At 74.5% G+C, this 26,933-nt stretch carries 26 protein-coding genes; 13 read left to right on the forward strand and 13 right to left on the reverse strand.

All coding sequences use genetic code 11. The annotated features are described in order from the left end of the window. Positions 1-7: 7 nt before the first annotated feature. On the reverse strand, positions 8-991 hold the full coding sequence (locus HOQ23_RS06510) for an SPFH domain-containing protein (RefSeq protein ID WP_172212965.1): 984 nt from the start codon (positions 989-991) through the stop codon (positions 8-10). 126 nt (positions 992-1,117) lie between these two features. Between HOQ23_RS06510 and HOQ23_RS06515 the strand changes: the two genes are divergently transcribed. Beyond that, positions 1,118-1,996 (forward strand): metallophosphoesterase, encoded by an 879-nt coding sequence (locus HOQ23_RS06515; RefSeq protein ID WP_172212967.1) that lies wholly within the window; start codon positions 1,118-1,120, stop codon positions 1,994-1,996. A 99-nt stretch (positions 1,997-2,095) separates the two neighbouring features. Here the strand turns inward: HOQ23_RS06515 and HOQ23_RS06520 are convergent, their stop codons facing one another. Further along, a complete protein-coding gene (locus tag HOQ23_RS06520) occupies positions 2,096-2,965 on the reverse strand; it encodes a phosphotransferase (protein WP_367650406.1) in 870 nt (289 codons plus the stop codon). Positions 2,966-2,991: 26 nt separating this feature from the next. Between HOQ23_RS06520 and HOQ23_RS06525 the strand changes: the two genes are divergently transcribed. Further along, positions 2,992-4,035: a S66 peptidase family protein gene (locus HOQ23_RS06525; RefSeq protein ID WP_172212969.1), complete on the forward strand. Its 1,044-nt coding sequence runs from the start codon at positions 2,992-2,994 to the stop codon at positions 4,033-4,035. Here the strand turns inward: HOQ23_RS06525 and HOQ23_RS06530 are convergent. After that, complete coding sequence (locus tag HOQ23_RS06530; protein ID WP_367650407.1) at positions 4,026-4,634, reverse strand: sortase; 609 nt, start codon at positions 4,632-4,634, stop codon at positions 4,026-4,028. The two genes, HOQ23_RS06525 and HOQ23_RS06530, sit on opposite strands and share 10 nt — an antisense overlap. 118 nt (positions 4,635-4,752) lie before the next feature. Beyond that, the gene (locus HOQ23_RS06535) at positions 4,753-5,619 is read right to left on the reverse strand and encodes an LLM class F420-dependent oxidoreductase (RefSeq protein ID WP_172212973.1); all 867 of its coding nucleotides are present in this window, start codon (positions 5,617-5,619) and stop codon (positions 4,753-4,755) included. 41 nt (positions 5,620-5,660) lie between these two features. On the opposite strand from HOQ23_RS06535, the gene HOQ23_RS06540 reads away from it, so the two are divergent. Together HOQ23_RS06540 and HOQ23_RS06545 are read left to right on the forward strand one after the other, a co-directional pair. After that, entirely contained in the window at positions 5,661-5,882 is a 222-nt protein-coding gene (locus HOQ23_RS06540) for a hypothetical protein (RefSeq protein ID WP_172212975.1), read from the forward strand. Between the two features lies 1 nt (position 5,883). Then, complete coding sequence (locus HOQ23_RS06545; RefSeq protein ID WP_172212977.1) at positions 5,884-6,369, forward strand: hypothetical protein; 486 nt, start codon at positions 5,884-5,886, stop codon at positions 6,367-6,369. A gap of 1 nt (position 6,370) precedes the next feature. On the opposite strand, the gene HOQ23_RS06550 is transcribed toward HOQ23_RS06545, so the two are convergent. Beyond that, positions 6,371-7,189: a pentapeptide repeat-containing protein gene (locus HOQ23_RS06550; RefSeq protein WP_172212979.1), complete on the reverse strand. Its 819-nt coding sequence runs from the start codon at positions 7,187-7,189 to the stop codon at positions 6,371-6,373. A gap of 60 nt (positions 7,190-7,249) precedes the next feature. On the opposite strand from HOQ23_RS06550, the gene HOQ23_RS06555 reads away from it, so the two are divergent. From HOQ23_RS06555 to HOQ23_RS06565, 3 genes are read left to right on the forward strand one after another with little or no spacing between them, the layout of a single operon-like run. Then, positions 7,250-8,086, forward strand: a complete 837-nt coding sequence (locus tag HOQ23_RS06555; protein ID WP_172212981.1) for an aldo/keto reductase — start codon at positions 7,250-7,252, stop codon at positions 8,084-8,086. Positions 8,087-8,090: 4 nt separating this feature from the next. After that, positions 8,091-9,161 (forward strand): alanine racemase, encoded by a 1,071-nt coding sequence (locus tag HOQ23_RS06560; RefSeq protein WP_172212983.1) that lies wholly within the window; start codon positions 8,091-8,093, stop codon positions 9,159-9,161. Positions 9,162-9,183: 22 nt separating this feature from the next. Beyond that, the gene (locus HOQ23_RS06565) at positions 9,184-9,903 is read left to right on the forward strand and encodes a peptidylprolyl isomerase (RefSeq protein WP_172212985.1); all 720 of its coding nucleotides are present in this window, start codon (positions 9,184-9,186) and stop codon (positions 9,901-9,903) included. On the opposite strand, the gene HOQ23_RS06570 is transcribed toward HOQ23_RS06565, so the two are convergent. After that, the gene (locus tag HOQ23_RS06570) at positions 9,890-10,351 is read right to left on the reverse strand and encodes an OsmC family protein (protein ID WP_172212987.1); all 462 of its coding nucleotides are present in this window, start codon (positions 10,349-10,351) and stop codon (positions 9,890-9,892) included. The two genes, HOQ23_RS06565 and HOQ23_RS06570, sit on opposite strands and share 14 nt — an antisense overlap. Positions 10,352-10,457: 106 nt before the next feature. On the opposite strand from HOQ23_RS06570, the gene HOQ23_RS06575 reads away from it, so the two are divergent. Then, positions 10,458-10,742, forward strand: coding sequence for a Fe-S cluster assembly protein HesB (locus HOQ23_RS06575; RefSeq protein WP_172212989.1), 285 nt, complete (start codon positions 10,458-10,460; stop codon positions 10,740-10,742). Positions 10,743-10,943: 201 nt separating this feature from the next. Continuing rightward, positions 10,944-11,942: an NADP-dependent oxidoreductase gene (locus HOQ23_RS06580; RefSeq protein WP_172212991.1), complete on the forward strand. Its 999-nt coding sequence runs from the start codon at positions 10,944-10,946 to the stop codon at positions 11,940-11,942. A gap of 154 nt (positions 11,943-12,096) precedes the next feature. Here the strand turns inward: HOQ23_RS06580 and HOQ23_RS06585 are convergent, their stop codons facing one another. Together HOQ23_RS06585 and HOQ23_RS06590 are read right to left on the reverse strand one after the other, a co-directional pair. Further along, a complete protein-coding gene (locus tag HOQ23_RS06585) occupies positions 12,097-13,830 on the reverse strand; it encodes an aminotransferase class V-fold PLP-dependent enzyme (protein WP_172212993.1) in 1,734 nt (577 codons plus the stop codon). A gap of 57 nt (positions 13,831-13,887) precedes the next feature. Then, a complete protein-coding gene (locus HOQ23_RS06590; protein ID WP_172212995.1) occupies positions 13,888-15,717 on the reverse strand; it encodes a hypothetical protein in 1,830 nt (609 codons plus the stop codon). A gap of 124 nt (positions 15,718-15,841) precedes the next feature. Between HOQ23_RS06590 and pepN the strand changes: the two genes are divergently transcribed. Then, positions 15,842-18,322: an aminopeptidase N gene (pepN, locus tag HOQ23_RS06595; protein ID WP_172212997.1), complete on the forward strand. Its 2,481-nt coding sequence runs from the start codon at positions 15,842-15,844 to the stop codon at positions 18,320-18,322. Then, the gene (locus HOQ23_RS06600; protein ID WP_172212999.1) at positions 18,319-19,152 is read left to right on the forward strand and encodes a formate dehydrogenase accessory sulfurtransferase FdhD; all 834 of its coding nucleotides are present in this window, start codon (positions 18,319-18,321) and stop codon (positions 19,150-19,152) included. The genes pepN and HOQ23_RS06600 overlap by 4 nt, the downstream gene beginning before the upstream one ends. A 4-nt stretch (positions 19,153-19,156) precedes the next feature. Here the strand turns inward: HOQ23_RS06600 and HOQ23_RS06605 are convergent, their stop codons facing one another. The 4 genes from HOQ23_RS06605 to HOQ23_RS06620 are packed head-to-tail and all read right to left on the reverse strand — an operon-like array spanning position 19,157 to position 22,087. Further along, positions 19,157-19,564, reverse strand: a complete 408-nt coding sequence (locus tag HOQ23_RS06605) for a hypothetical protein (RefSeq protein WP_172213001.1) — start codon at positions 19,562-19,564, stop codon at positions 19,157-19,159. A gap of 48 nt (positions 19,565-19,612) precedes the next feature. After that, positions 19,613-20,272, reverse strand: coding sequence for a TetR/AcrR family transcriptional regulator (locus HOQ23_RS06610; RefSeq protein ID WP_172213003.1), 660 nt, complete (start codon positions 20,270-20,272; stop codon positions 19,613-19,615). 55 nt (positions 20,273-20,327) lie between these two features. Then, positions 20,328-21,011 carry an ABC transporter ATP-binding protein gene (locus tag HOQ23_RS06615; protein ID WP_172213005.1) on the reverse strand — a complete coding sequence of 228 codons (684 nt, stop codon included), beginning with the start codon at positions 21,009-21,011 and terminating at the stop codon, positions 20,328-20,330. Further along, the gene (locus tag HOQ23_RS06620; protein ID WP_216653757.1) at positions 21,008-22,087 is read right to left on the reverse strand and encodes an ABC transporter permease; all 1,080 of its coding nucleotides are present in this window, start codon (positions 22,085-22,087) and stop codon (positions 21,008-21,010) included. The genes HOQ23_RS06615 and HOQ23_RS06620 overlap by 4 nt, the downstream gene beginning before the upstream one ends. A 238-nt stretch (positions 22,088-22,325) precedes the next feature. On the opposite strand from HOQ23_RS06620, the gene HOQ23_RS06625 reads away from it, so the two are divergent. Further along, a complete protein-coding gene (locus HOQ23_RS06625; RefSeq protein WP_172213009.1) occupies positions 22,326-23,483 on the forward strand; it encodes an exonuclease SbcCD subunit D in 1,158 nt (385 codons plus the stop codon). Continuing rightward, on the forward strand, positions 23,483-26,494 hold the full coding sequence (locus HOQ23_RS06630; protein WP_172213011.1) for an AAA family ATPase: 3,012 nt from the start codon (positions 23,483-23,485) through the stop codon (positions 26,492-26,494). Before HOQ23_RS06625 ends, HOQ23_RS06630 begins: the two co-directional genes overlap by 1 nt. On the opposite strand, the gene HOQ23_RS06635 is transcribed toward HOQ23_RS06630, so the two are convergent. After that, a complete protein-coding gene (locus HOQ23_RS06635) occupies positions 26,469-26,891 on the reverse strand; it encodes a VOC family protein (protein ID WP_172213013.1) in 423 nt (140 codons plus the stop codon). The genes HOQ23_RS06630 and HOQ23_RS06635 overlap by 26 nt on opposite strands. Positions 26,892-26,933: the final 42 nt, after the last annotated feature.

Below are 26,933 nucleotides of genomic sequence, written 5' to 3' on the forward strand. Positions count from 1 at the left end.
GTCGCGCTCAGGAGTACAGCGAGCCGACGTTGAGGACCGGCGTCGCCGAGCCCCCGCCGACCAGCACGGTCATGAGGTTGGAGGTCATCGAGGCCCGGCGCTCGGGGTCCAGCTCGATGTCACCGCTCTTCTCCAGCGCCGCCAGCGCCTCGGTCACCAGGCCCACGGCACCGGTGACCATGACCTGACGGGCGTCCAGGACCGCCTGGGCCTGCTGGCGCTGGAGCATCGCGCCGGCGATCTCCGCGGCGTAGGAGAGGTTGGACAGCCGGACCTCGAGCACCTCGAGCCCGGCGATGTGGATGCGCTCGTTGAGCTCGACGACCAGCTCGTCGGCGACCTCGGCGCCGTTCTCGCGCAGGGTGAGGATCCTGGGCGAGCGCTCGACCTCCTCCTCGGTCTGGTCGCTCGCGGCCGCCTGGGCCTGCGCGTCGTAGGGGTGCGTCGCGACCACGTGCCGCAGCGCGGCCTCGGACTGGGTGGTGATGAACTCGTCGTACTGGTCGACGGCGAACGCCGCCTTCGCGGTGTCGGCGACCTGCCAGACCACGATCGCGGAGACCTCGACGGGCGAGCCGGTCTTCTCGTTGACCTTGAGGGTCTGGGTCTCGAAGTTCTGCACCCGCACCGGGACCAGGCGGCGCCCGGTCAGCGGCACCGTGAAGGACAGGCCGGTGCGTCGCACGGTGCCGACGTAGGCGCCGAAGAAGGTGACCACGCGCGTCGCGCCGGGCTGGATGACGCTGAAGCCGGTGAGCGCCACGAGCGCGGCCAGGCCGAGGACCGCCCCGGGCACGGTGAGCGCGACCGCGCGCCCGATGTCGTCGGACTCCCCCGCCACGACGCCCATCACGACGAGGACCGCCGAGGCTGCGGCCCCGAGGACGACGAGCGCCAGCACCGGCCAGCCGCCCACCGCGAAACCGGGCTTCTCCTGGATGTCGACACGGACCGGAGGGGTCGTGACGGCGGTGGACGTCGCATCGCTCATGGGCGGGGCTCCTCGTGGTGGTGGGCGGTGACGCCCGAAAGTGATATCACCACGATATCAGGCGGACGCGCTGCCGGCGACCGTCCGCCATGCTGGGCACGCGCGTACGACGAGCGGAGGAACGCCGTGACCCGGATCCTGCACCTCTCCGACACCCACGCCAGCGCGGCGCGCACCGGCGCCGACATGGACGGCGTGGACGCGCTCGGCGCGCTTGAGCGCCTGCTGCACGACGTGCGCCACGTGCCCGGGATCGAGCTCGTCGTGGTCAGCGGCGACGTGGCCGACGACGGTTCCGAGGCCGGCTGCCGCGCGGTGCGCGACCGCGTGGGCGCCTTCGCCCGGGCGCGCGGGGTCCCGCAGGTCTACTGCACCGGCAACCACGACGCCCGACCCGGCTTCGCCGCGGCTCTCGGCAGCGGCCACCTCGGCGCCGACGGCGAGGACCGCGGCACGCTGATCGTGCCGGGCGCGGACCTGCGCGCGGCGTACAGCCAGGTCGGCGGGCTGCGGGTCGTCACGCTCGACACGCTGGTCCCGGGAAGCACCCACGGCGAGGTGGACCGTGCGCAGCTCGACGCCCTCGCCGCGCTGCTCGCGACCCCGTCGCCGGACGGCACCCTCCTGGTGCTGCACCACCCGCCGCTGCACATCGCCTCCATGCCGCAGGTGGCCGAGGTGGTGCTGCGCGACATCGACCGCCTGCGTGCGGTCGTGCGCGGATCGGACGTTCGCGGCGTGCTCGCCGGGCACCTGCACCACCCGGTCAGCGGGTTCCTGGCCGGTACGCCGGTCTGGGTGGCGCCCGGGGTCGTCACCCGCATCGACACCACGGCCCCGGCGCGCCTGGTGCGCGGGGTGCTCGGCGCCGGCGCGGGCCTGCTCGACCTCGGCCCGGTGGACGCGACGACCTACCACCTGCTGCACGCCCGGGATCCCCGTGCCGGCGAGCCTGTCTACCTGTACGACGCGGCGAGCGGCGAGGACGTCCCCGAGGAGCGGTGAGCGCGCACTCCCCCGGCGGCGTGTCGTTGTTGCGGCTGGCGTGGAACCGGTGGGCTTCGCGGCTCCTGGTGTCCGGGTGGGCAACCTCGGATGCGTCTGTTATCCGAGCCTTTCCGCCTCGGCCAGCACCTCCGCGAGCATCCGGTGGCCCTGGGCCTCGAAGGGCTCGTCGCCGACCTGGTGGGCCCAGACGGCGGTGCCGATGGCCTCGCGGACGCGGGTGCGGAACCAGGCGTCGGCGTCGCGGGGGTCGGCGCCGTAGCCCGCCAGGAACGCCGCCTCGGCCCCCGGTACGACGCGGAACTGCTGGGCGGCCAACCGGGTCAGGTCGCTCAGCGCCGGGCGCAGGTCGGCGCGGCCGAGGTCGATCGCGTACACGACCCCGTCCTCGACCAGCCAGTTGCGCGGTTGCCAGTCGCCGTGGGTCGGCACCAGCGTGGTCGGCGGGGTCGGCCACCCGCCGACCAGCCGCTCCAGCTCCGCCGCCGCGGCTGGCTCGATGCGGTGCGGGCGGGCCAGCCAGGCGAGCGCCCTGTCGCGCTCGCGGGCCTCGAAGCCGTCGTCCACGACGCTCAGCTGGGCGTGCAGCAGCCGCAGCAGCCGGCCGGCCTGCTCGTAGGTGTCCGGGTCGGTCTCCGCGGCGCTGCCCTGCACCAGCTCGCCAGGCAGGTAGCGGGTCACCAGCAGCTTGGCCGCCTCGTCGCCGTGCACGAGCACCGGCGCACGAGCGCCGGAGGTCCATGGCGTCAGCCACTCGCGGTGCGCTCGCAGCTCTCGGGCCAGGTGGTGGTCGTCCGCGTCGCCGGCCTTCACGACGTACTGCCCGCCGTCCTGCTCGACCCGCAGGACGGTGGTGCCGACCAGCCCCCAGCCGAGGTCGTCGACGAGCCGCCAGCCGGGCAGCCACCGCGCGAGGAGATCGGCCTGTCGCTCGCTCAGGCGGCCGGCTGCGACCTCGGCGTTCTCCACCGCGGCAGGCTACTAGGGTCGCGTGCGTGGCATTCGCAGACGTTCCCAAGGCCAGGCCGGGCGACAAGGTCGCCGTCCTCTCCCCCTCGTTCGCAGCGCCCGCGGTGGCACCCGCGGTGCACGAGCAGGCGATGGCGCGGCTGCGTGCCGTGACCGGGCTGGTGCCGGTCGAGTACCCGACGACCCGCCAGCTCGGGGCATCGGCCGAGGCGCGCGCCGCCGACCTGAACGCCGCGTTCGCCGACCCCGAGATCCGCGCGGTGCTGGCCACGGTGGGCGGGGAGGACCAGATCACGGTGGTCCCCCACCTCGACGCCAACCTCGTGACGCGCGATCCCAAGCCGTTCCTCGGCTACAGCGACAACACCAACGTCCTGAACTGGCTGTGGGGCCACGGCGTCCCCGGGTTCTACGGCGGCTCGACGCAGGTCCACCTCGGGGCCGGCCCCAGCCTCGACGCCGTCCACGAGCAGTCCCTGCGCGCCGCCCTCCTGAGCGGCGGGCGCCTCGAGATCACCGAGCCCGGCGAGTCCGAGGACTTCGGCCGGGACTGGGCAGACCCCCGTGCGCTGCACGAGTACGGCGACCGGGAGCCGACCGAGTCGTGGACCTGGGCCGGTCCCGCCCGCTCGGTCACCGGCCGCACCTGGGGCGGCTGCCTCGACGTCCTCCAGTGGATCCTGACCGCCGGCCGGTTCGCGACCGACCCCGCGGGGGTCGCGGGCGGCGTACTGCTGCTGGAGACCTCCGAGGAGCTGATGTCCGCCACCGAGTTCGGCTGGATCCTGCGCAGCCTCGGCGAGCGCGGGATCCTGGAGGCCGTGGACGCGGTGGTCGTGGCCCGGCCGCCGACCTCCGACTTCACCCGGCGCCCGTCGTCCGCGGAGCGGCTGGCCAAGCGCGAGGAGCAGCGCGACACCGCGATCGAGCTGGTCGGGCGCTACCACCCCGACGCGGTCGTCGTAGTCGGTCCGCCCTTCGGCCACACCCGGCCGCAGTGGATCGTGCCGTACGGCGGGGTGATGAGCGTCGACGGCGAGACCCAGCGGCTGTTCGCGGACTACTCCTGAGGGACCGACTTCCCCACCCCCACCAGCACTGCGACCTTGTCGATGCGGTGCTCGGGGTTGCCGTGCGCGTCGGACCAGAAGTTGCCGGCGGCGTGGTCCTCGGGGGTTGCGCAGGTCGACAGGGTCAGCATCGCCTGCCGCGGGCGCGCGACGGGCCGGCCCGGCACCGCGGCGCGCTGCTCGCGCAGCGACTGCGCCGAGCGGAAGGAGGTACGACGGGTCGCACGCACCTCGTAGACGTAGCGGGTCCGCCCGACGTCGACGAGCACCCGCGCCCCGTGGGCGAGTGTCGGCAGGTGCTCGAAGGCCCGCGTCGAGGACACCCGGTGCGCGGTGACCTGGTAGTTGCCCACGCCACCCGGGCCGGTGCCGCCGCCGGGACCGTGCGGGCTGGCGGCCACGCCACCGTCCTGGATCGCGGTGCCCGGCGCATCGTCGGTGACGCCGCGGTAGGGCACCACGGCGAGGTCGACGATGCCGAGGGCGGGCACCGAGAGCAGCGCCCGCGCCGGGCGCCCGTCGCTGACCGCCAGCTCGAGCACCGGTGCCGCCGGGGCGGGCCAGGCGGCCGGGACAGCCGCCGGGGCCCGCTCGCCCACGGCGCCCCTCGGGGGCTCACCGGGACCGTCCGGGGCCGAGCACGCGGCCGTCACCAGCAGCAGGCCGAGCGCGGCGGCCGACCACCGCCGCCCCCATGTGTCGGAGGGGTCGGCGCGCTCAGAGCGCGCGGAGCCGCGGCACCACATCGTCCACCAGCGCGGTGGTCCAGGCGACGGGGTCCTCGGCGGTCGGCATCGTGGTGACCAGGCCGATCCCGAGCGCGGCGTACTGCTCCATCTGCCGCAGGAACGCGTCGCGCTCCCCCACCGGGTCCAGCGAGGTCAGCGCGGTCTTCTCGATCTCGTCGTAGTCGCGGCCCAGGTCGTCGCAGTGGCGGCGCAGCACGTCGAGCTTGTGCGCCATCAGGTCCGGCTCGAAGCCGAACAGGTTGCACGCGTCGGCGTACGCCGCGACCAGGCGCAGCGTCTTGCGCTCCCCGCTGCCGCCGATCAGCACCGGTACCCGACCGCGCACCGGCGGCGGCACGCACACGGTCTCGTCGAGGTGGTAGTGCGTGCCGCGGTAGCCACCGTCGTCGGGGCTCCACATCTGCCGACAGATCTGCAGGGCCTCCTCGAGCCGCTCGAAGCGCTCCGCGGTGGGCGGGAAGTCGACGCCGAGGCCACGGTGCTCGCGCTCGTACCAGGCCGCGCCGATCCCCAGCACCGCACGGCCACCGGAGAGCACGTCGAGGGTGGTGACGGTCTTGGCGAGCAGCCCCGGGGCCCGGTAGGTCACGCCGGTCACCAGCAGCCCGAGACGCAGCCGCTCGGTCACCGCGGCGAGGTAGCCCAGCGTGGTGTAGCCCTCCAGCATCGGCTCCGCAGGCCCGCCGAGGTCCTCCATCTGGAACCAGTGGTCCATCACCGTCATCAGGCTCACGCCGCCCTCGTCGGCGACCCGCGCGGTCTCGGTGAGGCGCTCCGCCAGCCGCGCGTCCCAGCCGGGGTGGTCGAAGCGGGCGTAGTGGATGCCGAGGTCCATCCGGCGAGCGTACGCCGGGTCGCGGTGGGTACTCCCCGTCCATGACCGAGCAGCGAAGCGCAGAAGAGTTCGAGGCCGTCCAGGCCGTCGTCGACCGGGTGACCTCCTGGCAGGACGGCGCCACCGAGGGCACCGTGCACGAGGAGCTGCAGCGCGGCTTCCTCGCGGCCGGCGTCACCGTCGGCGAGGACGAGATCACCCGTCTCGCCGACGCCATCGAGTCGCGTCACGGGGCGGTCGACGCCCAGGCCGTGCTCGGCTGACATGAGCGGCCCGGACGCCGCGCACCGGCGACCGCCCGGCGTCGACGACGACACCGTCGAGGCCCTCGGCAAGCTGTCGGAGGCGATGGAGTGCGTGGAGGTGGCGCGCGGCCACCTCTACGCCTTCCACCGGCTCAGCGGGACCGCCGACCTGACCCTCGGCGAGGCCGTCGCGCTGCTGCGCGACGCCGGGCACGACGCCCTCGCCGACCGGGTCGAGCGCGAGCTGGTGGGGCGCAACGTCCTGGAGGGCCGCTGGACCTTCCAGGTCGTCGAGGACTACGACGACCACTACTACTCCGCGGTCAAGGAGATCGAGCGGGAGACCCGCGACGCGCTGGCCGAGGGCCGGCGGCACCTCCACGAGGCGCAGATGAAGGAGGACCGGCGCACCCACGGCCACCCGCACCACACCGCGACGCCCGACGCCGGTCACGACGCCGGTCACGATGCCGGCCCCGGCGCCGGCCCCGAGCGGGTCGGCTAGCTCAGTGCGCGCCGGCGGGGTGGGGCGGGAGCCAGTGCGCCGGACGTTCCAGGCCGGCGGGCAGCCGGGTCCGCTCGTCGCCGCGCGCGGCGTCGACCTGCGGCTGGGTCAGCAGCAGCGCCCCGGAGAGATCGGCGCCGTCCAGGCGCGCGTCGCGCAGGTCCGCGCCGAGCAGGTCGGCACGGGTGAGGTCGCTCCCGCTCAGCCGGGCCGCGACGAGCAGCGCGCCGCGCAGGTCAGCGGCCCGCAGGTCGGTCCGGCGCAGGTCGCGACCCACGAGGTCGGCACCGGCCAGCGCGGCACCAGCGGCGCCCCGCGCCTCGGCGCTGAGGCTGCGCAGGAACTCACCCACCGACGCCCGGAACCGGTCCACCTCGACTCCGAGCACCTCCGTGGGGGTCCCTCCGCTCGCCGCGCGCAGCCGCTCGGTCAGCGCGTCCAGCTCGCCGCGGCGCGGGCCGACCGCCCAGCGGCCGGCGTCGGCGAGCAGCACGAGCATCTCGTGCAGGCCCTGCACCACCGCGAAGACGGCGAACATCTCCCCGGCCATCGCCGCGCCGTCGCGCCACGAGCGCCCGGCGTACACCACCTGGCTGACCTGCTGCCCGGCCCCGTGGCAGCCGTAGACGGTGCAGCCGACCATCCCGCGCCCGCGCAGCTCGGAGTGGATCCCGCAGCCGTCGGCCGGGGTCAGGTGACGGCACGGCTCGCCGGCCGCCTTGTCGAAGGCGAAGTCACGGGAGCGCCCGAACGGCAGCGCCACGCAGCACAGGCCCACGCAGGCCCCGCAGTCCGGGCGCAGGGTCTCCTCGAGGGTCATGGCGCCATTCTCTCCGAGGTTCCCTCGCCCGCGCGCCGCCGCGGCACTAGCGTCGAGCACATGCCTCTCCCCGAGCACGTCCTGCACGACGGCCGCACCCTGCCCGCCATCGGGTTCGGGACCTACACCCTGACCGGCGAGGACGGCATCCGCGCCATCACCGGCGCGCTCGAGAACGGCTACCGGCTGCTCGACACGGCCGTCAACTACGGCAACGAGCGCGAGGTCGGCGAGGCGGTGCGCCGCTCCGGAATCCCGCGCGAGGAGCTACGGATCACCAGCAAGCTCCCCGGACGCCACCACGCGTACGACGCCGCGATCCGCAGCACCCACGAGTCGCTGGAGCGCCTCGGCCTCGACCGTCTCGACCTGCACCTGATCCACTGGCCCAACCCCAGCCAGGACCAGTACGTCGAGGCGTGGCGCGCCCTCGTCGACCTGCAGGCCCAGGGGCTGGTCACCTCGATCGGCGTCTCCAACTTCACCGAGGCGCACCTGGCGCGGATCATCGCCGAGACCGGGGTGACCCCGGTGGTCAACCAGGTCGAGCTGCACCCGCGGTTCCCGCAGGTCGAGCTGCGGGCGGTCCACCAGCGGCTCGGGATCCTGACCGAGTCCTGGAGCCCGCTGGGCAAGCGCAACGCACCGTTCGGCGAGCCGGCGGTCACCGACGCGGCCCAGGCCCACGGCGTCACGCCGGCCCAGATCGTGCTGCGCTGGCAGGTGCAGCTGGGCAACCTGCCGATCCCCAAGTCGGCCACGCCGGAGCGCCAGCGAGCCAACCTCGACCTCGACGGCTTCGCGCTCAGCGAGGCCGAGATGGCCGCCATCACCGCCCTCGGCCGGCCCGACGGGCGTCTCTTCGGGGGCGACCCCGACGTCCACGAGGAGCAGTGACGCCATGTTCGACACGGTGCCCGAGGAGCCGCGGACGCCCTTCCTGCGCGCCGACCCGGCCAAGGTGCACCGCAACCTCCAGCGCGCCGCCGACCTGGCCGCCGCCGCGGGGGTGACCCTGCGCCCGCACGCGAAGACCCACAAGTCCCGGCAGGTCGCCGAGCTCCAGCTCGGCGCCGGCGCGGTCGGCCTGACCGTGGCGACGATCGGCGAGGCCGAGGCGTTCGCGGCGTACGGCTGCTCGGACCTGTTCATCGCCTACCCGCTGTGGCTCGATGACGCCTCCGCCCGGCGCCTGGGCGACCTCGCCGAGACCACCCGTCTCGCGATCGGCGTCGACTCCGTCGCCGGGGCCGCCAACGCCGGTCGCCACCTTGGCGGCCGCGGCATCGAGGCCCTGGTCGAGATCGACAGCGGCCAGCACCGCAGCGGCGCCGAGCCCGACGAGGCGGGGGACGTGGCGGTGGCGGCCCTCCACGCCGGGCTCCCGGTGCGCGGCGTCTTCACCTTCCCCGGCCACGGGTACGGCGAGGACCCCGTCGGGGTCGCCCTCGAGGAGGCGACCGCGCTGCGTGCCGCGGTCGCCTCGATGGGCGCCGCCGGGGTCGAGGCGCGGGTGGTCTCCGGCGGATCGACGCCGACGCTGGCCCACACCGACCTCGACGTGGTCACCGAGCTGCGCCCCGGCGTCTACGCCTTCAACGACGCCCAGCAGTGGGAGCTCGGCGTGGTCGGCCCCGAGGACATCGCCCTCACCTGCGTGGCGACGGTCGTCAGCCACGCCGGCGGGCGCCTGGTCCTCGACGCCGGGAGCAAGGCGCTGGGCGCCGACCGGGCGCCGTACGCCTCGGGATGGGGGCGGCTGCCGGGCGCGCCCGACGCCCGCGTGGTGCTGCTCTCCGAGCACCACGCGGTCGTGGACCTCGCCGGCGCGCCGCTCCCACCGCTGGGCAGCCGCGTCGAGATCGCACCCAACCACGTGTGCGCCGCGGTCAACCTGCACGACCTGATCTGGTCCGCGGACCAGGCCGGGCCGCAGCAGTGGTCGGTGACCGCCCGGGGCCGCAACGGCTGAGCCCCTCTATACGATCGGCGTCATGCCCGTCGCCTCGCTCAAGCGCCCGCTCGCCGCCCTCGCCGCCCTCGCCGTGGTCGGCACCCTCTCCGCGTGCAGCGACGACGAGCCCGACCGGGCCGTCGACGCCTCGCCGGCCGACTCCGCCGAGTCCACGCCCCCGTCCTCCCCGTCCGCCGGGACGGGTGTGTCGTGCGACTACCTCCCGGACGGCACCCAGGACGGTCCGGAGCTGCCGCCCACCGAGGCGACCGTGAGCGGCACGGTCAAGGCCACCCTCGCGACCTCCGCCGGCGACCTCGCCGCCACCCTGGACGCCGACGCGGCGCCATGCACGGTGGGCTCCTTCGTGTCCCTCGCCGAGCAGGGCTTCTTCGACGACACCCCGTGCCACCGCCTCACCACCGCCGGCATCTACGTGCTCCAGTGCGGGGACCCCACGGGGACCGGCATGGGCGGCCCCGGCTACACCATCCCCGACGAGGTGACCGGCGAGGAGACCTACCCGGCCGGCACCCTGGCGATGGCCAACACCGGCAGCCCGAACACCGGTGGCTCGCAGTTCTTCATCGTCTACGAGGACGTCGACGGCGCGCTGCCGCCGACCTACACGGCGTTCGGCACCATCTCGGCGAAGTCGCTGAGGGACGTGCGCGCGGTCGCGGAGGACGGCGTCGAGGGCGGCGGCCAGGACGGCCCGCCCGCGACCCCGGTGGAGATCTCCTCCGTCACCGTGCGGTGAGGTCCTCGGGCTGCCGCCCGAGGTCGCCGAGCCGGTAGCGCACCGGGTCGCCGACGTGCACGGTGCGGCCCACCGTGCACAACCGCTCCTCGACCTGGCGCACCGTGCGCTCGAGCACCGCACGCGCGCGGTCGCCGTCCTCGCCCTCGGGGAAGGCCACGTCGAGGGTGACCGCGAGGTCGACCATCCGGTTGCCCTGCTCGTCGCGGATCTTGTGGCCATCCGCGCGGGCGGCGAAGGAGGAGAACGGCGCGCGCTTCGCAGTCACCGACTCCAGGTCGATCGCCCCGCAGGCGGCCAGCGCGGCGAGCAGGAGCTCGACCGGCGTGAAGTCGGCGTCCTCGCCCGAGCCGATCGCGAGGGTGCCCCCGCGCCGGTTGGTCGCCACGAAGTGCAGGTCGCCGTCGCGGGCGAGCTCGATGCTGCGGTGGGTCTCTTGCTCGGCCATCCCGCCAGCCTCCCACGACACGCCCGGGCCACCTGCGGCGACTTGAACCGTCGCGCCCGGTCGGACACGGTGGAGAGGTCCTGCACGCCCATCGGAAGGCGAGTCAATGCTCACCCTCACCGAGAACGCCAGCACGATCGTCCGCGAGATCTCCAGCCAGCAGGGCCTGCCCGAGACGGCGGGTCTGCGCATCACCTCCGAGGGCACCGAGGAGCCCTCGTTCGCCGTCAGTGCCGCCGAACAGGCACAGGAGGGCGACCTGGTCGTCGAGCAGGGTGGTGCGTTCATCTTCCTCGACGCCGCCGCCGCCCTGATGCTCGACGACAAGGTGCTCGACGCCGCCGTCGACGCCGCCGGCAAGGTCGAGTTCGCGCTCGGTCTCCAGGCCTGACCCCTGCGTCCCGGGGGTGATCCCGGGGCGGCCTGTCCGGGTGCGTCCCCGGACCCGAGGTAGTCCGTGACGTTCGGGACCGTGGAGGAGACTCTCCACAGGCCCGAACGTCACGGACTACTCGTCATCTCACCCCTCCTTGGCGCACCGCGCGGCCTGTGGACGCCGGGTGGCTCACCGCCGCCCTGTCAGGATCGCGGCATGCCGACTGCCACCCGAGAGATCCACCTGGCCGCCCGCCCCGAGGGGTGGCCCACCCCCGACGACTTCCGCCTGGTCGAGACCGAGCTGCCCGACCCCGGGCCCGGCGAGGTGCTGGTGCGCAACACCGTGATGTCGGTGGACCCCTACATGCGCGGCCGGATGAACGACGTGAAGTCCTACGTGCCGCCGTACCGCCTCGGCGAGGTGCTCGACGGAGGCGCGGTCGGCACGGTCATCGCCTCGAACGACGACTCCCTCGCGGTCGGCGACACGGTGCTGCACCAGCTGGGCTGGCGTGAGCACGCGCTGGCGCCCGCCGCGGCCTTCCGGCACGTCGACGCGACCGGTGTCGACGAGTCCGCGTACCTCGGCGTGCTGGGCATGCCCGGCCTCACGGCGTACGTCGGGCTGGTGGCGATCGCCGGCCTGCGCGAGGGTGACCGGGTGCTGATCTCCGGCGCCGCCGGCGCGGTCGGGTCGCTCGCCGGCCAGATCGCCCGGCTGCTCGGCGCCAGCGCGGTGGTCGGCTCCGCCGGGTCCCCCGAGAAGGTCGCCTGGCTGACCGACGACCTCGGCTTCGACGCGGCCGTGAACTACCACGACGGCGCGCCGCTGAGACTGCTGGAGCCGCACGGCCCCTTTGACGTCTACTTCGACAACGTCGGCGGCGAGCACCTCGAGGCCGCCATCGCGCTGCTCTCCGACCACGGCCGGATCGCGGCGTGCGGCTCGATCGCGAGCTACAACGAGGAGTTGCCGACTCCCGGCCCGCGCAACATGTTCCAGGTCGTCACCAAGCGGCTGCGGATGCAGGGCTTCATCGTCACCGACCACGCCGACCTGGCCCGGGAGTACCAGCGCCTCGCGCGCCAGTGGGTCGCCGACGGCGAGCTGGTCCACCGCGAGACGGTGGTCGAGGGCCTCGACCACGCCGTCGACGCCTTCCTCGGCCTGCACCGCGGCGACAACATCGGGAAGATGCTCGTGCGGCTCTGAGGGCCCGGGCTTCGGAGAGCCGAGGTCGACGTTTGGTCCCCAACGACAACATTCCGCCCCGGACACCTGTCGTTGGTGACCAAACGTCGACGACCCGGTCGCCCGACTGCTCGGCCGCCCACCGCACATCGACGCCGCGCGGCCCGGTGTCGGACTACGCCTCGAGGCACTCCGCGGGCAGGTCGAACCAGCGCAGATGCTCGAAGTCGGCGCTCACGTTGCCGGGGTGCGTGGTGAGGTCCGGGCCGGGACGCTCGCCGAGGATCCGGGCGGCGTCGCGCAGGTGCTCCTCGAGCAGCTCCACTCCCCCGGTGGCGGTGTGCTCGGGCATCGTGACCCGGCCGCCGGCGTACGACACGTCGTGGAGCGACAGCGGCGGGTCGACGACCCCGGCACGGTGGCGCCACAGCCCGGTGTCCGGCTCGAAGGCGTAGTCGCCGAGCAGGCGCCAGCCGTCGCGGGCCACCATCCGCACCGCGTCCACGACGTACTGCGCGACGGCGTCGGGGACGAAGTAGTTGAAGTTCACCCGCACCCAGCCGGGCTTGATGCCCTCGCAGCCGCCGGTGATCTCGCGCTCGAACTCGTGGGAACGCTCGATGTCGATGCCGAGCAGCCGGTGGCCGTAGGGACCCGCGCACGAGCAGCCGCCGCGGGCCTGGATCCCGAACAGGTCGTTGAGCAGCGCCACCACGTAGTTGTGGTGCAGGTAGCGCCCGGTGGGCGAGCGCACCACGAAGGAGACGATCGAGAGCCGCTCGGCCTCCAGGTTGCCGAGCAGCTCCAGCCCCGGCTCGGCGCGCCACGCCTCGACGGCACGGGCCAGGTGGCGCTCCTCCTGCTCGCGGATGGTCTCGACCCCCACGGCCTGCTTGAGCTGGAAGACCAGCCCGGCGCGGATCGCCTCGACGATCGCCGGCGTCCCGCCCTCCTCGCGGTGGGTCGGGTCGTCGAGGAAGCGGTGGTCGTCGGTGTTGACGTAGGCGACCGTGCCGCCGCCCGGCACGTCCGGCACCCGGTTGGCGAACAGCTCGCGCCGCGCGACCAGCACGCCCGGCGTCTGCGGCCCGCCGACGAACTTGTGCGGGGAGATGAAGACCGCGTCCTTGTAGGACAGCGGCCGCCCGGGGTCGCTGGGACCCATCTCGATCTCGACGTACGGCGCGGCCGCGGCGAAGTCCCACAGGCTCAGCGCACCGTGCTCGTGCAGCACGGTGGCGATCCCGGCGACGTCGGACATGATCCCGGTGACGTTGGAGGCGGCCGAGAAGGAGCCGATGCGCAGCGGGCGGTCGGCGTGCTCGACGAGGCGCGCGCGCAGGTCGTCGAGGTCGACCTGGCCGTCGGCGTCCTCGCGGATCACCACGACGTCGGCGACCGACTCGCGCCACGGCAGCTCGTTGGAGTGGTGCTCGTAGGGCCCGACGAAGACGACCGGCCGCTCCTCGCGCGGGATGTGGCGCAGCAGGTGGTGGCGGTCCTCCAGCACCGAGGGCAGCCGCAGCCCCAGCACCCCGACCAGCTTGGCGATGGCGCCCGTGGCGCCGGAGCCGGTGAACAGCACGACGGTGTCCTCGTCGCCGCCGACGGCGTCGCGGATGATCGCCCGGGCCTCCTCGCGCAGCCGCGAGGTCTGCAGCCCGGTGCCGCTGGACTCGGTGTGGGTGTTGGCGTAGCCGGGCAGCACCTCGCGGCGCACGAAGTCCTCGATGAACGACAGCGCCCGGCCCGAGGCGGTGTAGTCGGCGTAGGTCACCCGGCGGCGCCCGTACGGCGTGGCCATCAACAGGTCCTCACCGATCACGGAGTCGCGCACCAGCGCGAGCAGCCGGTCCTTCTCGGCGCGTGCGGCGACCTCGCCCGGCTCTGTCACGTCCTGCGCACCCATGCCTAGCAGCGTACGGCGGACGGGAGCCTCGCTCCCGTCCGCCGTCGTCGTGCGCTGCTACTTGCGGATCTTGACCTTGATGTTGGCCGCGCCCGTGACCACGTGGGAGTACGGCGCGGAGGTGCGGGTGCGCAGGAACGACTTGGGCCGCTTGCGGTCCGCGCGGAAGTACATCTCCTCGCCGTAGTAGTCCCCGGCGTACTGCACCTTGTCGTTGGTGCCGTACTGCACGCGGACCTGGTCGTTGCGCAGCGTCGAGGCGACCAGCTTCTTGGCCCCCGTGAGGTTCTTGAACGAGGTGCTGTTCCACTGGTTGCTGCCCGAGGTCACGGAGACGCGGGTCGCGGTGCGGTACTTCGCGGCCGGGGCGGCGAAGCTGACCTTGCGGTAGGTCTTGCCGCCCGGGCCGGTCATCACCAGGCGCAGCCGGATGGTGCGCCCGGCCCGCACCTGGATCGGGGTCTTGTTGTTGACCGTCGTCCACGACCCGTTGCGGTGCTGCTCGACGCGGGCGATGTCGAGCGTGCGCGCTTCACGGCTGAGACCGGCCCGCAGGTCGATGCTGGTCATCTCGACGCCCTCGAGGCGGCTCAGGCCCCAGGCGAAGTCGGCGACGCCGTACGCCGCCTCCCACAGGGCGTCGGCGCCGGCGAAGCGGTCGGTGAGGCGCAGGGTGAACGGCGCGCCCGCCGGATCGGTGCCGGTGATCGTCCAGGTCAGCAGCTCCGAGCCCATCGGGTCGTTGTCGAGCAGCCGCTCGTGGGCGGCGGAGAACTGGTAGTAGACCGCGTCCGCGGCCGCGTCCTCGACGTAGACGTCGGTGCGCCCGGTCAGCGTCTCGCCGTCCAGGGACAGCGCGCTGGTGAGGGCGATCGCCTCCGGCAGCGCGCCGAGGCGACCGGCGATCGCGGCCCGGCGGTCGTCGTCGATGGTGCCGACCGGCGCGGAGATGTTGGCGAGCTTGAACGGCGCGCCCGCCGGGTCGGGCTGCACGTACACCGCGTCCGCGGGGTGCAGGCCGAGCGACGTGGCGCCCAGGGAGTACGCCGGGTGCCCGAAGCCGACCACCCGGTCACCGCACACCGAGGTCACGGTGCCGACGCCGCCCATGGTCACGTCGCCGTACGACGCGGTGGTGGCCAGGTTGCCGCCGGGCACGATCGCGCTGGCGTCGGCAGCGGCTGCCGAGCGGGTGAGCCGGTAGCTCGCGGACTTCAGGTAGGGGCGCTTGACCCCGCGCTTGGCCAGCTGCTCGGCCTTCGCGGCCAGCATGTCGAGCGTGCGCTGGGAGACACCCGAGACGCCCAGCGGCACGGTGAGCTCACGCATGCCGCGGCCGGCCTGAGCGGCGCTGACGTCGGTGCGGGCGGCGATCTTGCGCGCCATCGCCGGCGGCACGGGGAGCCGCGGGGCGGGGTCGGCCTCGAGGAACTCCTCCATGTCGCCGAACGGGGTCACGCCGGCGATCGGGCTCGGACCCCAGGCCAGGCCGTAGGAGATGGCTCCGACGACGCGTCCGTCCGCGGCGTACAGCGGGGAGCCCGACATGCCCTGCCAGATGCCGCCCGCCTGGCCGCCGCCGGGGAGCTCGATGTCGGGCAGCTCGACGTCGACCATGATCATGTCGAGACCGGAGGCGATGCCGTCGTCGAGCACCCCGATCACGGTGCCCTCGAAGGCGACCGGCTCGGTGCCCTTGACGACGGTCAGGCCCGAGAGGACCTGGCCGGACTCGAGCTCCGCGGTCGGGAACGGCTGGTCACACCCGGGGGGTGCCGCGCCGGCCGGCGAGGGCGCGGTGGCAACGGCCGCAGCGCCGAGCAGCAGCCCGGACGCGGCAAGGCCTGCCGCAAGCCGCCGGGGAGGGCGGGACGTCGAACGTGTCATGAGGTTTCCTCCGAGTGATGGGACGCGTGTTCGTCCATGCCTCCTCAGACGCGCACGAGCGCGAAGAGGTTGCCGAGGCGGATGCTAGGTCTCCCGACGCGGCCCGGGTGCCTAGTCTGGCGAAGTGACGTCCCCGCTCCCCGATCTTCAGCACGCCGCGCCGCGCAGCCTCCAGCGCACCGAGGCCGAGGCCCGCGCCGCCCTGCTCCGCGTCGAGTCCTGCGAGGTGGAGCTCGACCTCGCCTCCGACGTGGAGACCTTCTCCTCGCGCACCACGCTGCGCTTCACCAGCGCCGGCGGCGCGACGTTCGTCGACCTCAAGCCGCGCCGGGTCCGCTCGCTGGTGCTCAACGGCAGGCCGCTGGACGCCGACGCCCTGGTCGGGGGACGCCTCGGCATCGACACGGTGCCGGGCGCCAACGAGCTGGTCGTCGACGCGGTGATGGCCTTCCGCACCGACGGCGAGGGCCTGCACCGCAGCGTCGACCCCGCCGACGGCCGCCACTACGTCTACGGCATGTCCTTCATGGACGCCGCGCCCAGCATCTTCGCCTGCTTCGACCAGCCCGACCTCAAGGCGCCGTACACGTTCACGGTGCGCGCGCCGCGCGACTGGGTGGTGCTCGGCAACGCCCCGGCCAGCAACCCCGAGCCCGGGCTGTGGCGGATCGGGCCCACGCCGCCGCTCTCGACGTACTTCGTGACCGTCGTCGCCGGTCCCTACTACCTGATCCGCGACGAGCACGACGGGATCCCGCTCGGGCTGAGCGCCCGGTCGAGCCTGGCGGGGGCGCTCGAGGCGGACGCCGAGGACCTGCTCGGCGTCACCCGGGCCAGCCTCGACGAGCTGCACCGCCTGTTCGGGATCCGCTACGCCTTCGGCGACTACCACCAGGCCTTTGTCCCGGAGTTCAACGCCGGCGCGATGGAGAACCCGGGCTGCGTGACGCTGCGCGACCAGATGCTGTCCTCGACCCGGCTCAGCCGCGGCGCGCGGATCGTGCGCGCCACCACCATCGCCCACGAGCTGGCCCACCAGTGGTTCGGCAACCTGGTCACCCCGCGGTGGTGGGACGACCTGTGGCTCAACGAGTCCTTCGCGGAGTACACCGGCACCCGCGTGGTGGCCGACGCGACCGAGTACGCCGACGCGTGGGTGGACAACTCCTACCTGCGCCGCTGCTGGGGCCTGGGCGCCGACCTCGGGCCGAACACCCACCCGGTCGCCGGGAACGGCGCGGTCGACGCGCTCGCCGCTCTCCAGGACTTCGACGGCATCTCCTACGCCAAGGGCGCGAGCATCCTGCGCCAGCTCAACACCCGCCTCGGCGACGAGGTCTACCTCGGCGGCGTGGTGGACCACCTGCGCCGCCACGCCTTCGGCAACGCCACCATGCACGACCTGTTCGGCGCCTGGGAGCGCGCCGGCGCCGGCGACCTGTCCGCCTTCACCGACGCCTGGCTGCGCACCTCCGGGCCCGACACGATCAGCCTGGACCGCGCCTCCGGGGTCGTGCGCCGCACTCCCCCGGCCGGCCAGGACGTCGCGCGCACCCACACGCTGGGCCTCGCCGTCCGCGAGGCCGCGGGCTGGACCCGCCGCCCGCTGGAGATCAGCGCCGTGGAGACGCCGGTCGACGTCGGCACCGGCGCGGTGCTGCTCGACCCGCACGAGCAGACGTGGGCGCTGGTGCTCCCGGACGAGGCCACCGTCGAGGCGCTGGTCACCGAGCTGCCGGTCCTGGCGGACGAGCTCCAGCGGGCCGCGACCTGGAACCAGCTGCGGATGGCCCACGACCACGGCGCGATCGACCCGGCCCGGGTCGTGGACGTCGCGGTGGCCGCCCCGCCGGTGGAGGACCTCGAGGACACCCCGGTGCGCGCGGTCCCCCGTCGTACCGTCCCGTGGCTGGTGCAGACCCTGCTCCCGCTGGCCCCCGCCGGGTCCCGCGAGCGGGTGCACGCGGCGGCGGTGGCCCGCACCGCCGCCGAGCCCGCGGGCAGCGAGCACCAGCACTCCGCCCTGCGCCTGGCGATCGCCACCGCCACCGACCCCGCGACGCTGCGCGGCTGGCTGGCCGCCCCGCCGCCGGGGATCGACGCCGACCTCGATCTGCGCTGGCGGGTGCTGGTCCGGCTCGCGGTCCTCGGCGCGTGCGACGCCGCCGAGCTCGACGCCGCGCTGGCCGCCGACCCCACCGCGCAGGCTCGCGTGGAGCACTCCCGCGCCCGCGCCTCGCTGCCGGACGCGGAGGCGAAGGCCTGGGCGTGGGCCCGGTTCACCGGCGAGACGCCGGTGCCCAACTACGACCTCGAGGCGGCCGGCACCGGGCTGTGGCAGCCCGGGCAGGAGGAGCTCACCGCGCCGTACGTCGAGCGCTACTTCGCCGCCCTCGACACCGTCGCGGAGGTGCACCGGGGCTGGGTGCGCGGCACCGCCGTGGAGGCGTTCTTCCCGGCCACCGCGCTGAGCCAGGAGACCCTGGAGCGGGCCCGCGAGCGACTGGCCGACGAGTCCCTCGACCCGACGGTGCGGCGCCGGCTCGCCGACACCACCGACCTGTTGGCCCGCCGCCTCGCGGTCCGCACGAGGTACGGCGCATGAGCGGGCGCGCCCGCCGGCCCGGCCCCTCGGTCCGCACCCGGGTCCACGAGCTCGCCGAGGACGGCGAGCGGCGCCGCGAGGACCGGCTGGCCACCGAGGAGCCGCTGGAGATCCGCCTCGCCTGGCCGGGCTCGGACGCGCGCCGGGTCTGGGTCACCATGCGCACCCCGGGCCACGACTTCGAGCTCGCCGCCGGCTGGCTGCTCCACGAGGGGCTGAGCACCGCCGACGGCATCGCGACGGTCGCCTACTGCACCGACGTGACCCTGGAGCCCGAGCAGGAGTTCAATGTCGTGACCGTGACGCTGGCCGGCCCGCCGCTGCGCGACGTCGGGCACCGCCACGACGCCGCGTCGTCGGGCTCGTCGGCCTGCGGGGTCTGCGGCAAGGACAGCATCGGCGACGTGCTCGGGCAGCCGCTCGCCGGTGCGCGCTGGGGCGGGCCGCTGCCGGAGCCCGAGGTGGTCCGCTCGCTGCCGGACCGGCTGCGCGAGCACCAGGCGCTCTTCGGGCGCACCGGCGGCGTGCACGCGGCCGGGCTCGTCGATGCCGACGGCACGGTGCTGGTGGTCCGCGAGGACGTCGGGCGCCACAACGCCGTGGACAAGGTCACCGGGGCACGGGTGCTGGCCGGGGAGTCCCCCACGCAGGCCTGCCTCGTGGTGAGCGGGCGGGCGGGGTTCGAGCTCGTGCAGAAGGCGGTGGCCGCGGGCGTCGGGTCGCTCGTCGCGGTCGGGGCGCCCACGAGCCTCGCCGTACAGCTGGCGGCGGACGCCGGTCTGGCCCTCTACGGGTTCACCGGCGCCCGCCGTACGGTGCGCTACTGCTGAACGATCAGCGCTGGACCAGCACGATCGGGGCGGCCTCGACGTTGTCGTCGTCGGCGACCTTGTGGGGCGAGGACCAGAACACCGCGACGGCGACGTTGACCACGGTCAGCACGAGCAGGGTGGCCCACAGGCCGGTGCTGATGCTCGCCTTGCGCATGTTGATCAGGGCGATCACGAGGATCACCAGGCCGAGGCCGAGCTTGACCGCGACCTTGGTGTGGTTGACGTCGGCGTCGAGGCCCTCGAGCACGCCGACGAGCAGCAGACCCGCGACGAACGCCGTGCCCGCACCGTCGCGCACCCACGAGGTGATCCGCTTGGTGGGCTCCTTGGCCTGCACGATCAGGCCGCCGAGCAGCACCGCGATGCCGAGCAGGTGGATGAACAGCAGCACGAGACGGACGATGTCCATGTCTTCTCCGATGGTGGTGGGGATGGGTGGATCAGGCCGGTCCGGGTCTCACCGGCGGCCGGTCTGGGGCTGCGGCGCGGCGGGAGCTCCCGCGTCCGCGGACAGCCCGAGATAGGGGCCCAGCAGGCGGCGCAGCCGGGCGAGGGCGGAGCTGCCGGGGGCGGCAGCGCCGTCGGGACTGTCGGGGCCGTCGGGAGCACGCTCCTCCGACGCGCGCGAGGCCTGCACGATCAGGGAGTCCAGGTGCTCGGCCATCGCCTCGGGCTCGGGCTCGCCGAAGTCGGCGAGTGCCTCGCGCAGCGGCACCTGGAGGCGGGCGTGGAACTCCCTCATCGGCCCGGCGAGCACGTGCGGCTCGACCACGCGCGTCAGCGCACGCGCGACCGCCTGCTCCGCGCTGGCGAAGAGCTCGACGTTGGCCTCGATGTAGGCCCAGACCCGCTCGGCGGGGCTCCCCGCCGCGGCCACCCGGTCGGCGACCCGGGCGCCCCACTCGGGGAAGACGTCCGCGACGACGGCGGCGAGGAGCTCCTCGGCCGAGCCGAAGTACTGGTAGACGCTGGAGCGCGCGAGCCCGGCGCGCCGGCCCACCGCCGCCATCGAGGGCACCTCGGGCGCTTCCGCGAGCAGGCCCCGCGCCGCGTCGAGCAGCGCACGCTCCATGCGGGCGTGGTGCTCGGCCACGGTGGGGGCCTGGATGCGGGGCACTCGGGTCCTCGGGTCGGTCGGGCGGGGGCCGGTCGGCCGGGTCTCGCGGGGTCTGTCAGGAGGCGGTGACCCGCACCGGGGACAGCCGCCCGTCGATCATCTCAAGCACACGATCGCAGTGGTGCAGCACGTCGTGGTCGTGGGTCACCATGATCGTCGCCACGCCCTGCTCGTGGGTCTCGTGGGCCAGGAGCCCGACCACGTCCTGGCTGCGCTGGCGGTCCAGCGCCGCGGTCGGCTCGTCGACCAGCAGCACCTGCGGGCGGGTGACGAGCGCGCGGGCGATGCCGATGCGCTGCCGCTCGCCGCCGGAGAGCTGGTGGGGACGGCGCTTGGCCTTGTGGCCCATGCCGACCGCCTCGAGGAGCTCCTGCGGGTCCCGGGCGTCCGCCACCTTGCCGAAGGTGAGCGGCAGGCGCAGCTGGTCGAGGCTGGTGAGGGCAGGCACCAGGTTGCCGCTCTGGAAGACGAAGCCGATCCGCTCGCGGCGCAGCCGGGTGAGGTCGCGGTCCTTCGCCGTCACCAGGTCGACGTCGCCGAGCCGGACCGCGCCCGAGGTGGGCCGCGTCAGCGCGCCCGCGACAGCGAGCAGGCTGGACTTGCCCGCACCGGACGGACCCACGACGGCGACCAGCTCGCCGGCGGCGACCTCGAGGTCGACGTGGTCGAGGGCGGTGACCGTCTCCTCGCCGTCCCCGTGCAGGAGGGTGACGTCGGACATCGAGAGAATGGTGGTCATCGGCTGCCTCCCAGGGCGCTCAGCGGGTCGACTCGGGTGATGCGCAGGACCGCGACGGCCGCACCGGCGACGCCGAGGCCGATGAGGAGCGCGCTGGCCCCGGCGATCGGGGCGGCCTCGAGGGCGAACGGCATCGGCGTGGAGGCCAGTGCGGCACCGGCGGCGACCCCGATCCCGACCCCGACGGCGACGGAGACGACGAGCAGGATCAGGGACTGCGCGAGGCTGTCGCGCAGGAGGTACGACGTGCTGGCGCCCATGGCCCGCAGGACCGAGATCTCCTGCTTGCGCTGGACGGTGAGCACGGTGAAGAAGGCGCCGATCACCAGCGCGGAGATCGCGTAGAGGAAGCCCTGCACCAGCTGCAGCGTGGAGGTCTCCGCGGTGTAGCCCGGCGAGGCGCCGTAGCTGTCCTTGATGGTCATCGACTCCGTGCCGGCGGCCTCGTCACCGGCAGCCAGGTCGACCTCGGCCCCGTCCTCGGCGCGGACCGCGACCGCGGTGATCTCGTCGTACACGCGGTCCGGGACGACGTCGCCGTCGCGCACGCCGGCCTTGACCTCCTGCCACGTGCGCAGCGGCAGGTAGCCGATGTCGACGTGGCCGAAGGTGTGCTGGTCGGCGAGGATGCCGACAACCTCGAGCTGGTAGCCGGAGGGGTCGATGGTGATCGTGTCGCCGATCTCGACGCCCTCCTCGGCCGCGGTGGCGCTGACGACGACCTCGCCCTCGCCTGCCAGGGCCTTGCCCTCGGCGACCTCGGGGTCGAGGTAGGAGCCGGTCTCGACGCCCCACAGCGCCAGGTCGATCTCGACGTCCTGGTCCGTGCGGGCGTTGACCAGCGCGTTGCCGAACGGCGCCGCGTCCTCGACACCGGGCTGCTCGCGCCAGGTCTCCACCGCGTCGGTGGACACGACGCTGCGCGAGAAGGCGGAGTCCTTCGAGACCCCGTCCTGCACGGCCAGCGAGGTGGCGGGAAGGCGCTGCAGGCCGGACACGCCGTCGTTGACGAGCCCGACGGTGAGACCGCTGAGCAGCACCATCAAGATGGCGATCAGGGCCACGACGACGCCCATGAGGGCGAACCGTCCGCGAGCGAAGATGAGTTCACGTAGCGCGAGGAACACGGCGCTACACCTCCTGGGCAGGAATCGACGTCATGTCGGGAAACGTACCGACGCGGCGTCGGTTACCCAAGGCCACGAGCCCCTTTGTGAATCAATTCACGACCCGTTTCTAGGTTACGACGCCGGGACGCTGCCTCAAGCGGCGTGGGTGCGGGCACTGTCGGAGGCGCCGACTACCGTGCCGCACATGCGGATCCTGCACACCTCCGACTGGCACCTGGGCCGGTCCTTCCACCGTGAGGGGATGCTGGAGCACCAGGCCGGCTTCGTCGACCACCTGCTCGAGGTCGTCGCCTCCGAGCGCGTGGACCTGGTCGTCGTCGCCGGTGACGTCTACGACCGGGCGCTGCCCGCCGTGGACGCCGTGCGCCTCGCCGACGAGACCCTGGCCCGGCTGGCCGCCTCCGGCGCCCGGGTGGTCCTGACCAGCGGCAACCACGACTCCGCACAGCGCCTCGGCTTCAGCTCGCGCCTCATCGACGCCGCCGGGGTCTTCATCCGCACCGACCCCGCGACCGTCGGCACCCCGGTCCTGTTGGAGGACGAGCACGGGCCGGTGGCGGTGCACGGCATCCCCTACCTCGACCCCGACGCGGTGCGCGAGCCCTGGGGGCTGCCCGCCCGTTCCCACCAGGCCGCCCTGACCGAGTCGATGCGCCGGGTCCGCACCGACCTCGCCGGGCGGCCGGGGACCCGCTCGGTGGTCCTCGCCCACGCCTTCGTCGCCGGCGCCGAGCCCAGCGACTCCGAGCGCGACATCAGCGTCGGCGGCGTCTCGCTCGTCCCGACCTCGGTGTTCGACGGCATCGACTACGTCGCCCTCGGCCACCTCCACGGCCGGCACACCCTGCACGATCGGGTCCGCTACAGCGGGTCGCCGCTCGCCTACTCCTTCTCCGAGGCCACCCACCGCAAGGGCAGCTGGCTGGTCGACCTGGGCGCCGACGGCGCGGTGCGTGCGGAGTTCGTCGACGCCCCTGTCCCGCGCCCGCTCGCCCGGGTCCGCGGCGAGATCGAGCACCTGCTCACCGACCCCGACCTCGCCCGCCACGAGGGGTCCTGGCTCCAGGTCACGCTGAGCGACGCGGTCCGCCCGGTCCGGGCGATGGAACGGTTGCGCCAGCGCTTCCCCCACACCCTGGTCCTCGGGTTCGAGGCGACCCCCACCGGGATCGGCATGCTCCCGACCCAGCGCCCGAGCAGCCGCTCCGACCACGACATCGCGCGCGAGTTCGTCACCCAGCTGCGCGGCACCCCGCCCACCGAGGCCGAGGCCGCGCTGCTGCGCGAGGCCGTCGACTCCTGCTGCGAGGACACCGACCTCGACCCCGTGGCGGCCGGCTGATGCGCCTGCACTCCCTCGAGGTGACGGCCTTCGGTCCGTTCGCCGACACCGTCACCGTCGACTTCGACGAGCTCTCCGAGGCCGGGCTGTTCCTGCTCTCCGGCCCGACCGGCGCCGGCAAGACCAGCGTGCTCGACGCCGTCTGCTTCGCGCTCTACGGCGACGTGCCCGGCGACCGCGGCTCCGCGCGGCGGCTCCGCTCCGACCACGCCGCGCCCGGGGTCGCCCCCCGCGTCGTGCTCGAGACCAGCCTGTCCGGGCGCCGCTTCCGGCTCAGCCGCTCCCCTGCCTGGGAGCGGCCCAAGAAGCGCGGCACCGGCACCACCACCGAACAGGCCTCCGTGGTGATCGCCGAACGCGTCGACGGCGAGTGGGTGACGCTGTCCACCCGTCTCGACGAGACCGGCCACCTGGTCTCCGGGCTGCTCGGCATGAACCTCACCCAGTTCACCCAGGTCGCGATGCTGCCGCAGGGCCGCTTCCAGTCCTTCCTGCGGGCCCGCTCCGAGGAGCGCCACCAGCTGCTCCAGCGGCTCTTCCGCACCGGCCGCTTCGAGCAGGTCGAGGGCTGGCTGCGCGAGCGCCGGCGCACCCTGTCGCGCGCCTGTGACGCCGCCCACCAGGACGTCGCCGACCTGGTCAGCCGGGTCAGCGAGGCCACCGACGCGCACCCGCCGGCCGACTGGGACCCGCGCGACCTCACCGTGCCCGCCGGCGACGGCTCGGTGCGTGCCTGGGCCACCGGCCTGGCCGCCGACGCCGCCGTGGCCAGCGCAGCGGCCCACGACACCGCCACTGCCGCCGCCGAGGCCGAGCAGGCCGCGCGCGCCGCGCTCGACGAGGCGCGCGCGCTGGCCGACCGGCGCCGTCGCCTCGACGCGGCGGCGGCGGAGCTGCGCGCCCTGGACCAGGCCGCGGAGGCCCACGCCGCCGATGTCGCCAGGCTCGACCGTGGGCGACGGGCGGCCACCGTGGCCCCGGTCCACCGCGTCGCGCTCGGCGCCGCCCGGGCCAAGGACCGCACGGCGCTCGCCGCGGACGCCGCCCTCGACGACGCCGCCGCCGCGCTCGGGCTGCTCGTGGCCGGTCGCGAGGACATCGCCGAGGCCCACGCGAGCGCGCTCGACGCCGCGGCGCGGGTGCGCGCCGCGCTGCCCGACGAGCGCCGCCTGGAGACCCTCGCGGCCCGCATCGAGGAGCTGTCCGCCCGCGAGCACGCCCTCACCGCCCGCGCGACGGCGCTGCGCGAGGAGGCCGACGTCCTGCCGTTCACCGTCACCACGCTGCGCGCCGACCTCGACGCCGCGCGCGAGACCGCCGCCGGGACCGGCGCCCTGAGCGCCGAGGCGGCGAGCCTCGAGCAGCGCCTGGCCGCCCACCGCCAGCTCGCCGGGCTCGCTCCGCAGCTCGCGAGCGCCCAGGCCGAGCTGGAGACCGCGCGCGCCACGCTGACCACCCGCCGCGAGGCGTGGCTCGACCTGCGCGAGGCCCGCCTGGAGGGGATGGCCGGCGAGATCGCCGCCGCCCTCGCCGTGGGCGAGTGCTGCCCGGTCTGCGGCTCCGAGGACCACCCGCGCAAGGCCGCCCGCGGCGCCGACGCCATCGACGCGGCCGTCGAGCGCGAGGCCCAGCGCGCGGTGGACGACGCCAAGGCCGAGGAGCACCTGCGCACCGAGAAGGTCCGCGAGCTGACCACCCTGCTCGACCTGTCCCGCGAGCGCGCGGGCGAAGACGAGGAGCCCGCGCTGGCGGCGCGGCTCGAGGACACCCGCGCCCGTCTCGCCGGCGCCCGGCGCGCCGCCGAGCAGGCCACGACGCTCGCCGAGAAGCTGGAGGGTGCCGAGCGGCGCCTGCGCGAGCTGATCGACCACCAGGCCCGGGTCGGTGCGGACCAGAGCGCACTCGCGACCGAGCTCACCGGGTGCCGCGAGGAGACCGCCCGGGTGCGCCAGTGCGTCGAGCAGCTCCTGGTGGGCTCCGGGCACGACGACCTCGCCGCGCTGGCCGCCGAGCACGACCGCCGCGCGCGGGTCCTCGCCGCCGCCCTGCGCGCTGCGGAGGAGCACGACGCCGCCGCGGCCGCCCACCTCGAGGCCGACGCCGCCCTGCGCGCCGCGGTCGCCGACGCCGGCTTCGACGATGTCGAGGACGCCCTCGCCGCGGTGCTCGCCCCGGAGGAGGTCGAGCGCCTGGCGCGCCGCGTCGCCCACCACGAGCACCGGCGCCGCGCCGTGCGCGAGGTCCTCGAGGAGCCCGGCAGCGAGGCGGCCGCCGCGGCCCCCGAGCCCGACGTACCGGCCCGGCAGTCCGACCACGCCGTGGCGCTCGCCGCCCTCGGGTCCGCCCGGTCCGGCGCGGCGCTGTGGAGCGGGCGCGCCCGCCGGCTCGCCGAGCTCGGGGAGGCGCTCGGCCGTGCGCTGGACGCGTGGGCGCCGCTGCGCGCCGACCTCGACCTGACCACCCGCCTGTGCTCGTTCGTCGACGGCCGCTCCCCCGACAACCACCTGCAGATGCGGCTCTCCGCCTACGTCCTGGCCTACCGGCTCAGCCAGGTCGTGGCCGCCGCCAACGAGCGGCTGGCCCACATGAGCGACCAGCGCTACACCCTCGAGCACACCGCCCGCCGGGGCGCCGGGGAGACCCGCGGCGGCCTGAGCCTGCTGGTGCGCGACGACTGGTCCGGTGAGTCCCGCGACCCGGTGACGCTGTCGGGCGGCGAGACCTTCGTGGTCTCCTTGGCCCTCGCGCTCGGCCTGGCCGACGTGATCACCCAGGAGGCGGGCGGCGCCGACCTCGACACCCTCTTCGTCGACGAGGGCTTCGGGTCCCTCGACGCCGACACCCTCGACGACGTCCTCGACGTGCTCGACTCGCTGCGCGACGGCGGCCGGGTGGTGGGGGTGGTCAGCCACGTCTCGGAGATGCGCGACCGGATCCCCGCCCAGCTGGTGGTGAGCAAGACCCGCAAGGGCTCCTCCCTCTCGCTCAGCCGCTCTGCCCCCGCGAGCTGATGTTGACCATCCAGCTGGTCCCGTAGCGGTCGGTGCACATGCCGAACGCGTCGCCCCACGGGGCCGTGGTCAGCGGCAGCACGACCGTGCCGCCGTCGCTCAGCCGTTCCCACCAGCCGCGCAGCCGCGCGTCGTCCTCGCCACTCAGCGACACGCTGTGGGCGTTGCCGACGACCCGGTCCGTCCCGGCCGGGTGGTCGGCGCCCATCAGCACGAAGCCGTCGGGGGTCTCCAGCACCGCGTGCATGATCTTGTCGCGCTCGCCGGGCTCGTCGCTCTGACCGACCTCGGCGAACGTCGTGGCCTGGAGCTCGCCGCCGAGGACGTCGCGGTAGAGCTCCATCGCCTCCCGCGCGGTCCCCGGGAACCCCAGGTAGCTGGTGAGTCGCAGGCTCATCGTTCTCTCCTCGCACGGTGGTCGGGGGTGGGTCGCTCGCTC

This window comes from Nocardioides sp. zg-DK7169 (assembly GCF_013155365.1).
Classification (GTDB): domain Bacteria; phylum Actinomycetota; class Actinomycetes; order Propionibacteriales; family Nocardioidaceae; genus Nocardioides.

Excerpts from the sequence above, each read along its gene's own strand:
- HOQ23_RS06510 (WP_172212965.1), bottom strand. The coding sequence starts at position 991 with ATGAGCGATGCGACGTCCACCGCCGTCACGACCCCTCCGGTCCGTGTC.
- HOQ23_RS06535 (WP_172212973.1), bottom strand. The coding sequence starts at position 5,619 with ATGGACCTCGGCATCCACTACGCCCGCTTCGACCACCCCGGCTGGGAC.
- HOQ23_RS06540 (WP_172212975.1), top strand. The coding sequence starts at position 5,661 with ATGACCGAGCAGCGAAGCGCAGAAGAGTTCGAGGCCGTCCAGGCCGTC.
- HOQ23_RS06545 (WP_172212977.1), top strand. The coding sequence starts at position 5,884 with ATGAGCGGCCCGGACGCCGCGCACCGGCGACCGCCCGGCGTCGACGAC.
- HOQ23_RS06550 (WP_172212979.1), bottom strand. The coding sequence starts at position 7,189 with ATGACCCTCGAGGAGACCCTGCGCCCGGACTGCGGGGCCTGCGTGGGC.
- HOQ23_RS06555 (WP_172212981.1), top strand. The coding sequence starts at position 7,250 with ATGCCTCTCCCCGAGCACGTCCTGCACGACGGCCGCACCCTGCCCGCC.
- HOQ23_RS06560 (WP_172212983.1), top strand. The coding sequence starts at position 8,091 with ATGTTCGACACGGTGCCCGAGGAGCCGCGGACGCCCTTCCTGCGCGCC.
- HOQ23_RS06565 (WP_172212985.1), top strand. The coding sequence starts at position 9,184 with ATGCCCGTCGCCTCGCTCAAGCGCCCGCTCGCCGCCCTCGCCGCCCTC.
- HOQ23_RS06570 (WP_172212987.1), bottom strand. The coding sequence starts at position 10,351 with ATGGCCGAGCAAGAGACCCACCGCAGCATCGAGCTCGCCCGCGACGGC.
- HOQ23_RS06575 (WP_172212989.1), top strand. The coding sequence starts at position 10,458 with ATGCTCACCCTCACCGAGAACGCCAGCACGATCGTCCGCGAGATCTCC.
- HOQ23_RS06580 (WP_172212991.1), top strand. The coding sequence starts at position 10,944 with ATGCCGACTGCCACCCGAGAGATCCACCTGGCCGCCCGCCCCGAGGGG.
- HOQ23_RS06585 (WP_172212993.1), bottom strand. The coding sequence starts at position 13,830 with ATGGGTGCGCAGGACGTGACAGAGCCGGGCGAGGTCGCCGCACGCGCC.
- HOQ23_RS06590 (WP_172212995.1), bottom strand. The coding sequence starts at position 15,717 with ATGACACGTTCGACGTCCCGCCCTCCCCGGCGGCTTGCGGCAGGCCTT.
- HOQ23_RS06600 (WP_172212999.1), top strand. The coding sequence starts at position 18,319 with ATGAGCGGGCGCGCCCGCCGGCCCGGCCCCTCGGTCCGCACCCGGGTC.
- HOQ23_RS06605 (WP_172213001.1), bottom strand. The coding sequence starts at position 19,564 with ATGGACATCGTCCGTCTCGTGCTGCTGTTCATCCACCTGCTCGGCATC.
- HOQ23_RS06615 (WP_172213005.1), bottom strand. The coding sequence starts at position 21,011 with ATGACCACCATTCTCTCGATGTCCGACGTCACCCTCCTGCACGGGGAC.
- HOQ23_RS06620 (WP_216653757.1), bottom strand. The coding sequence starts at position 22,087 with ATGGGCGTCGTCGTGGCCCTGATCGCCATCTTGATGGTGCTGCTCAGC.
- HOQ23_RS06625 (WP_172213009.1), top strand. The coding sequence starts at position 22,326 with ATGCGGATCCTGCACACCTCCGACTGGCACCTGGGCCGGTCCTTCCAC.
- HOQ23_RS06630 (WP_172213011.1), top strand. The coding sequence starts at position 23,483 with ATGCGCCTGCACTCCCTCGAGGTGACGGCCTTCGGTCCGTTCGCCGAC.
- HOQ23_RS06635 (WP_172213013.1), bottom strand. The coding sequence starts at position 26,891 with ATGAGCCTGCGACTCACCAGCTACCTGGGGTTCCCGGGGACCGCGCGG.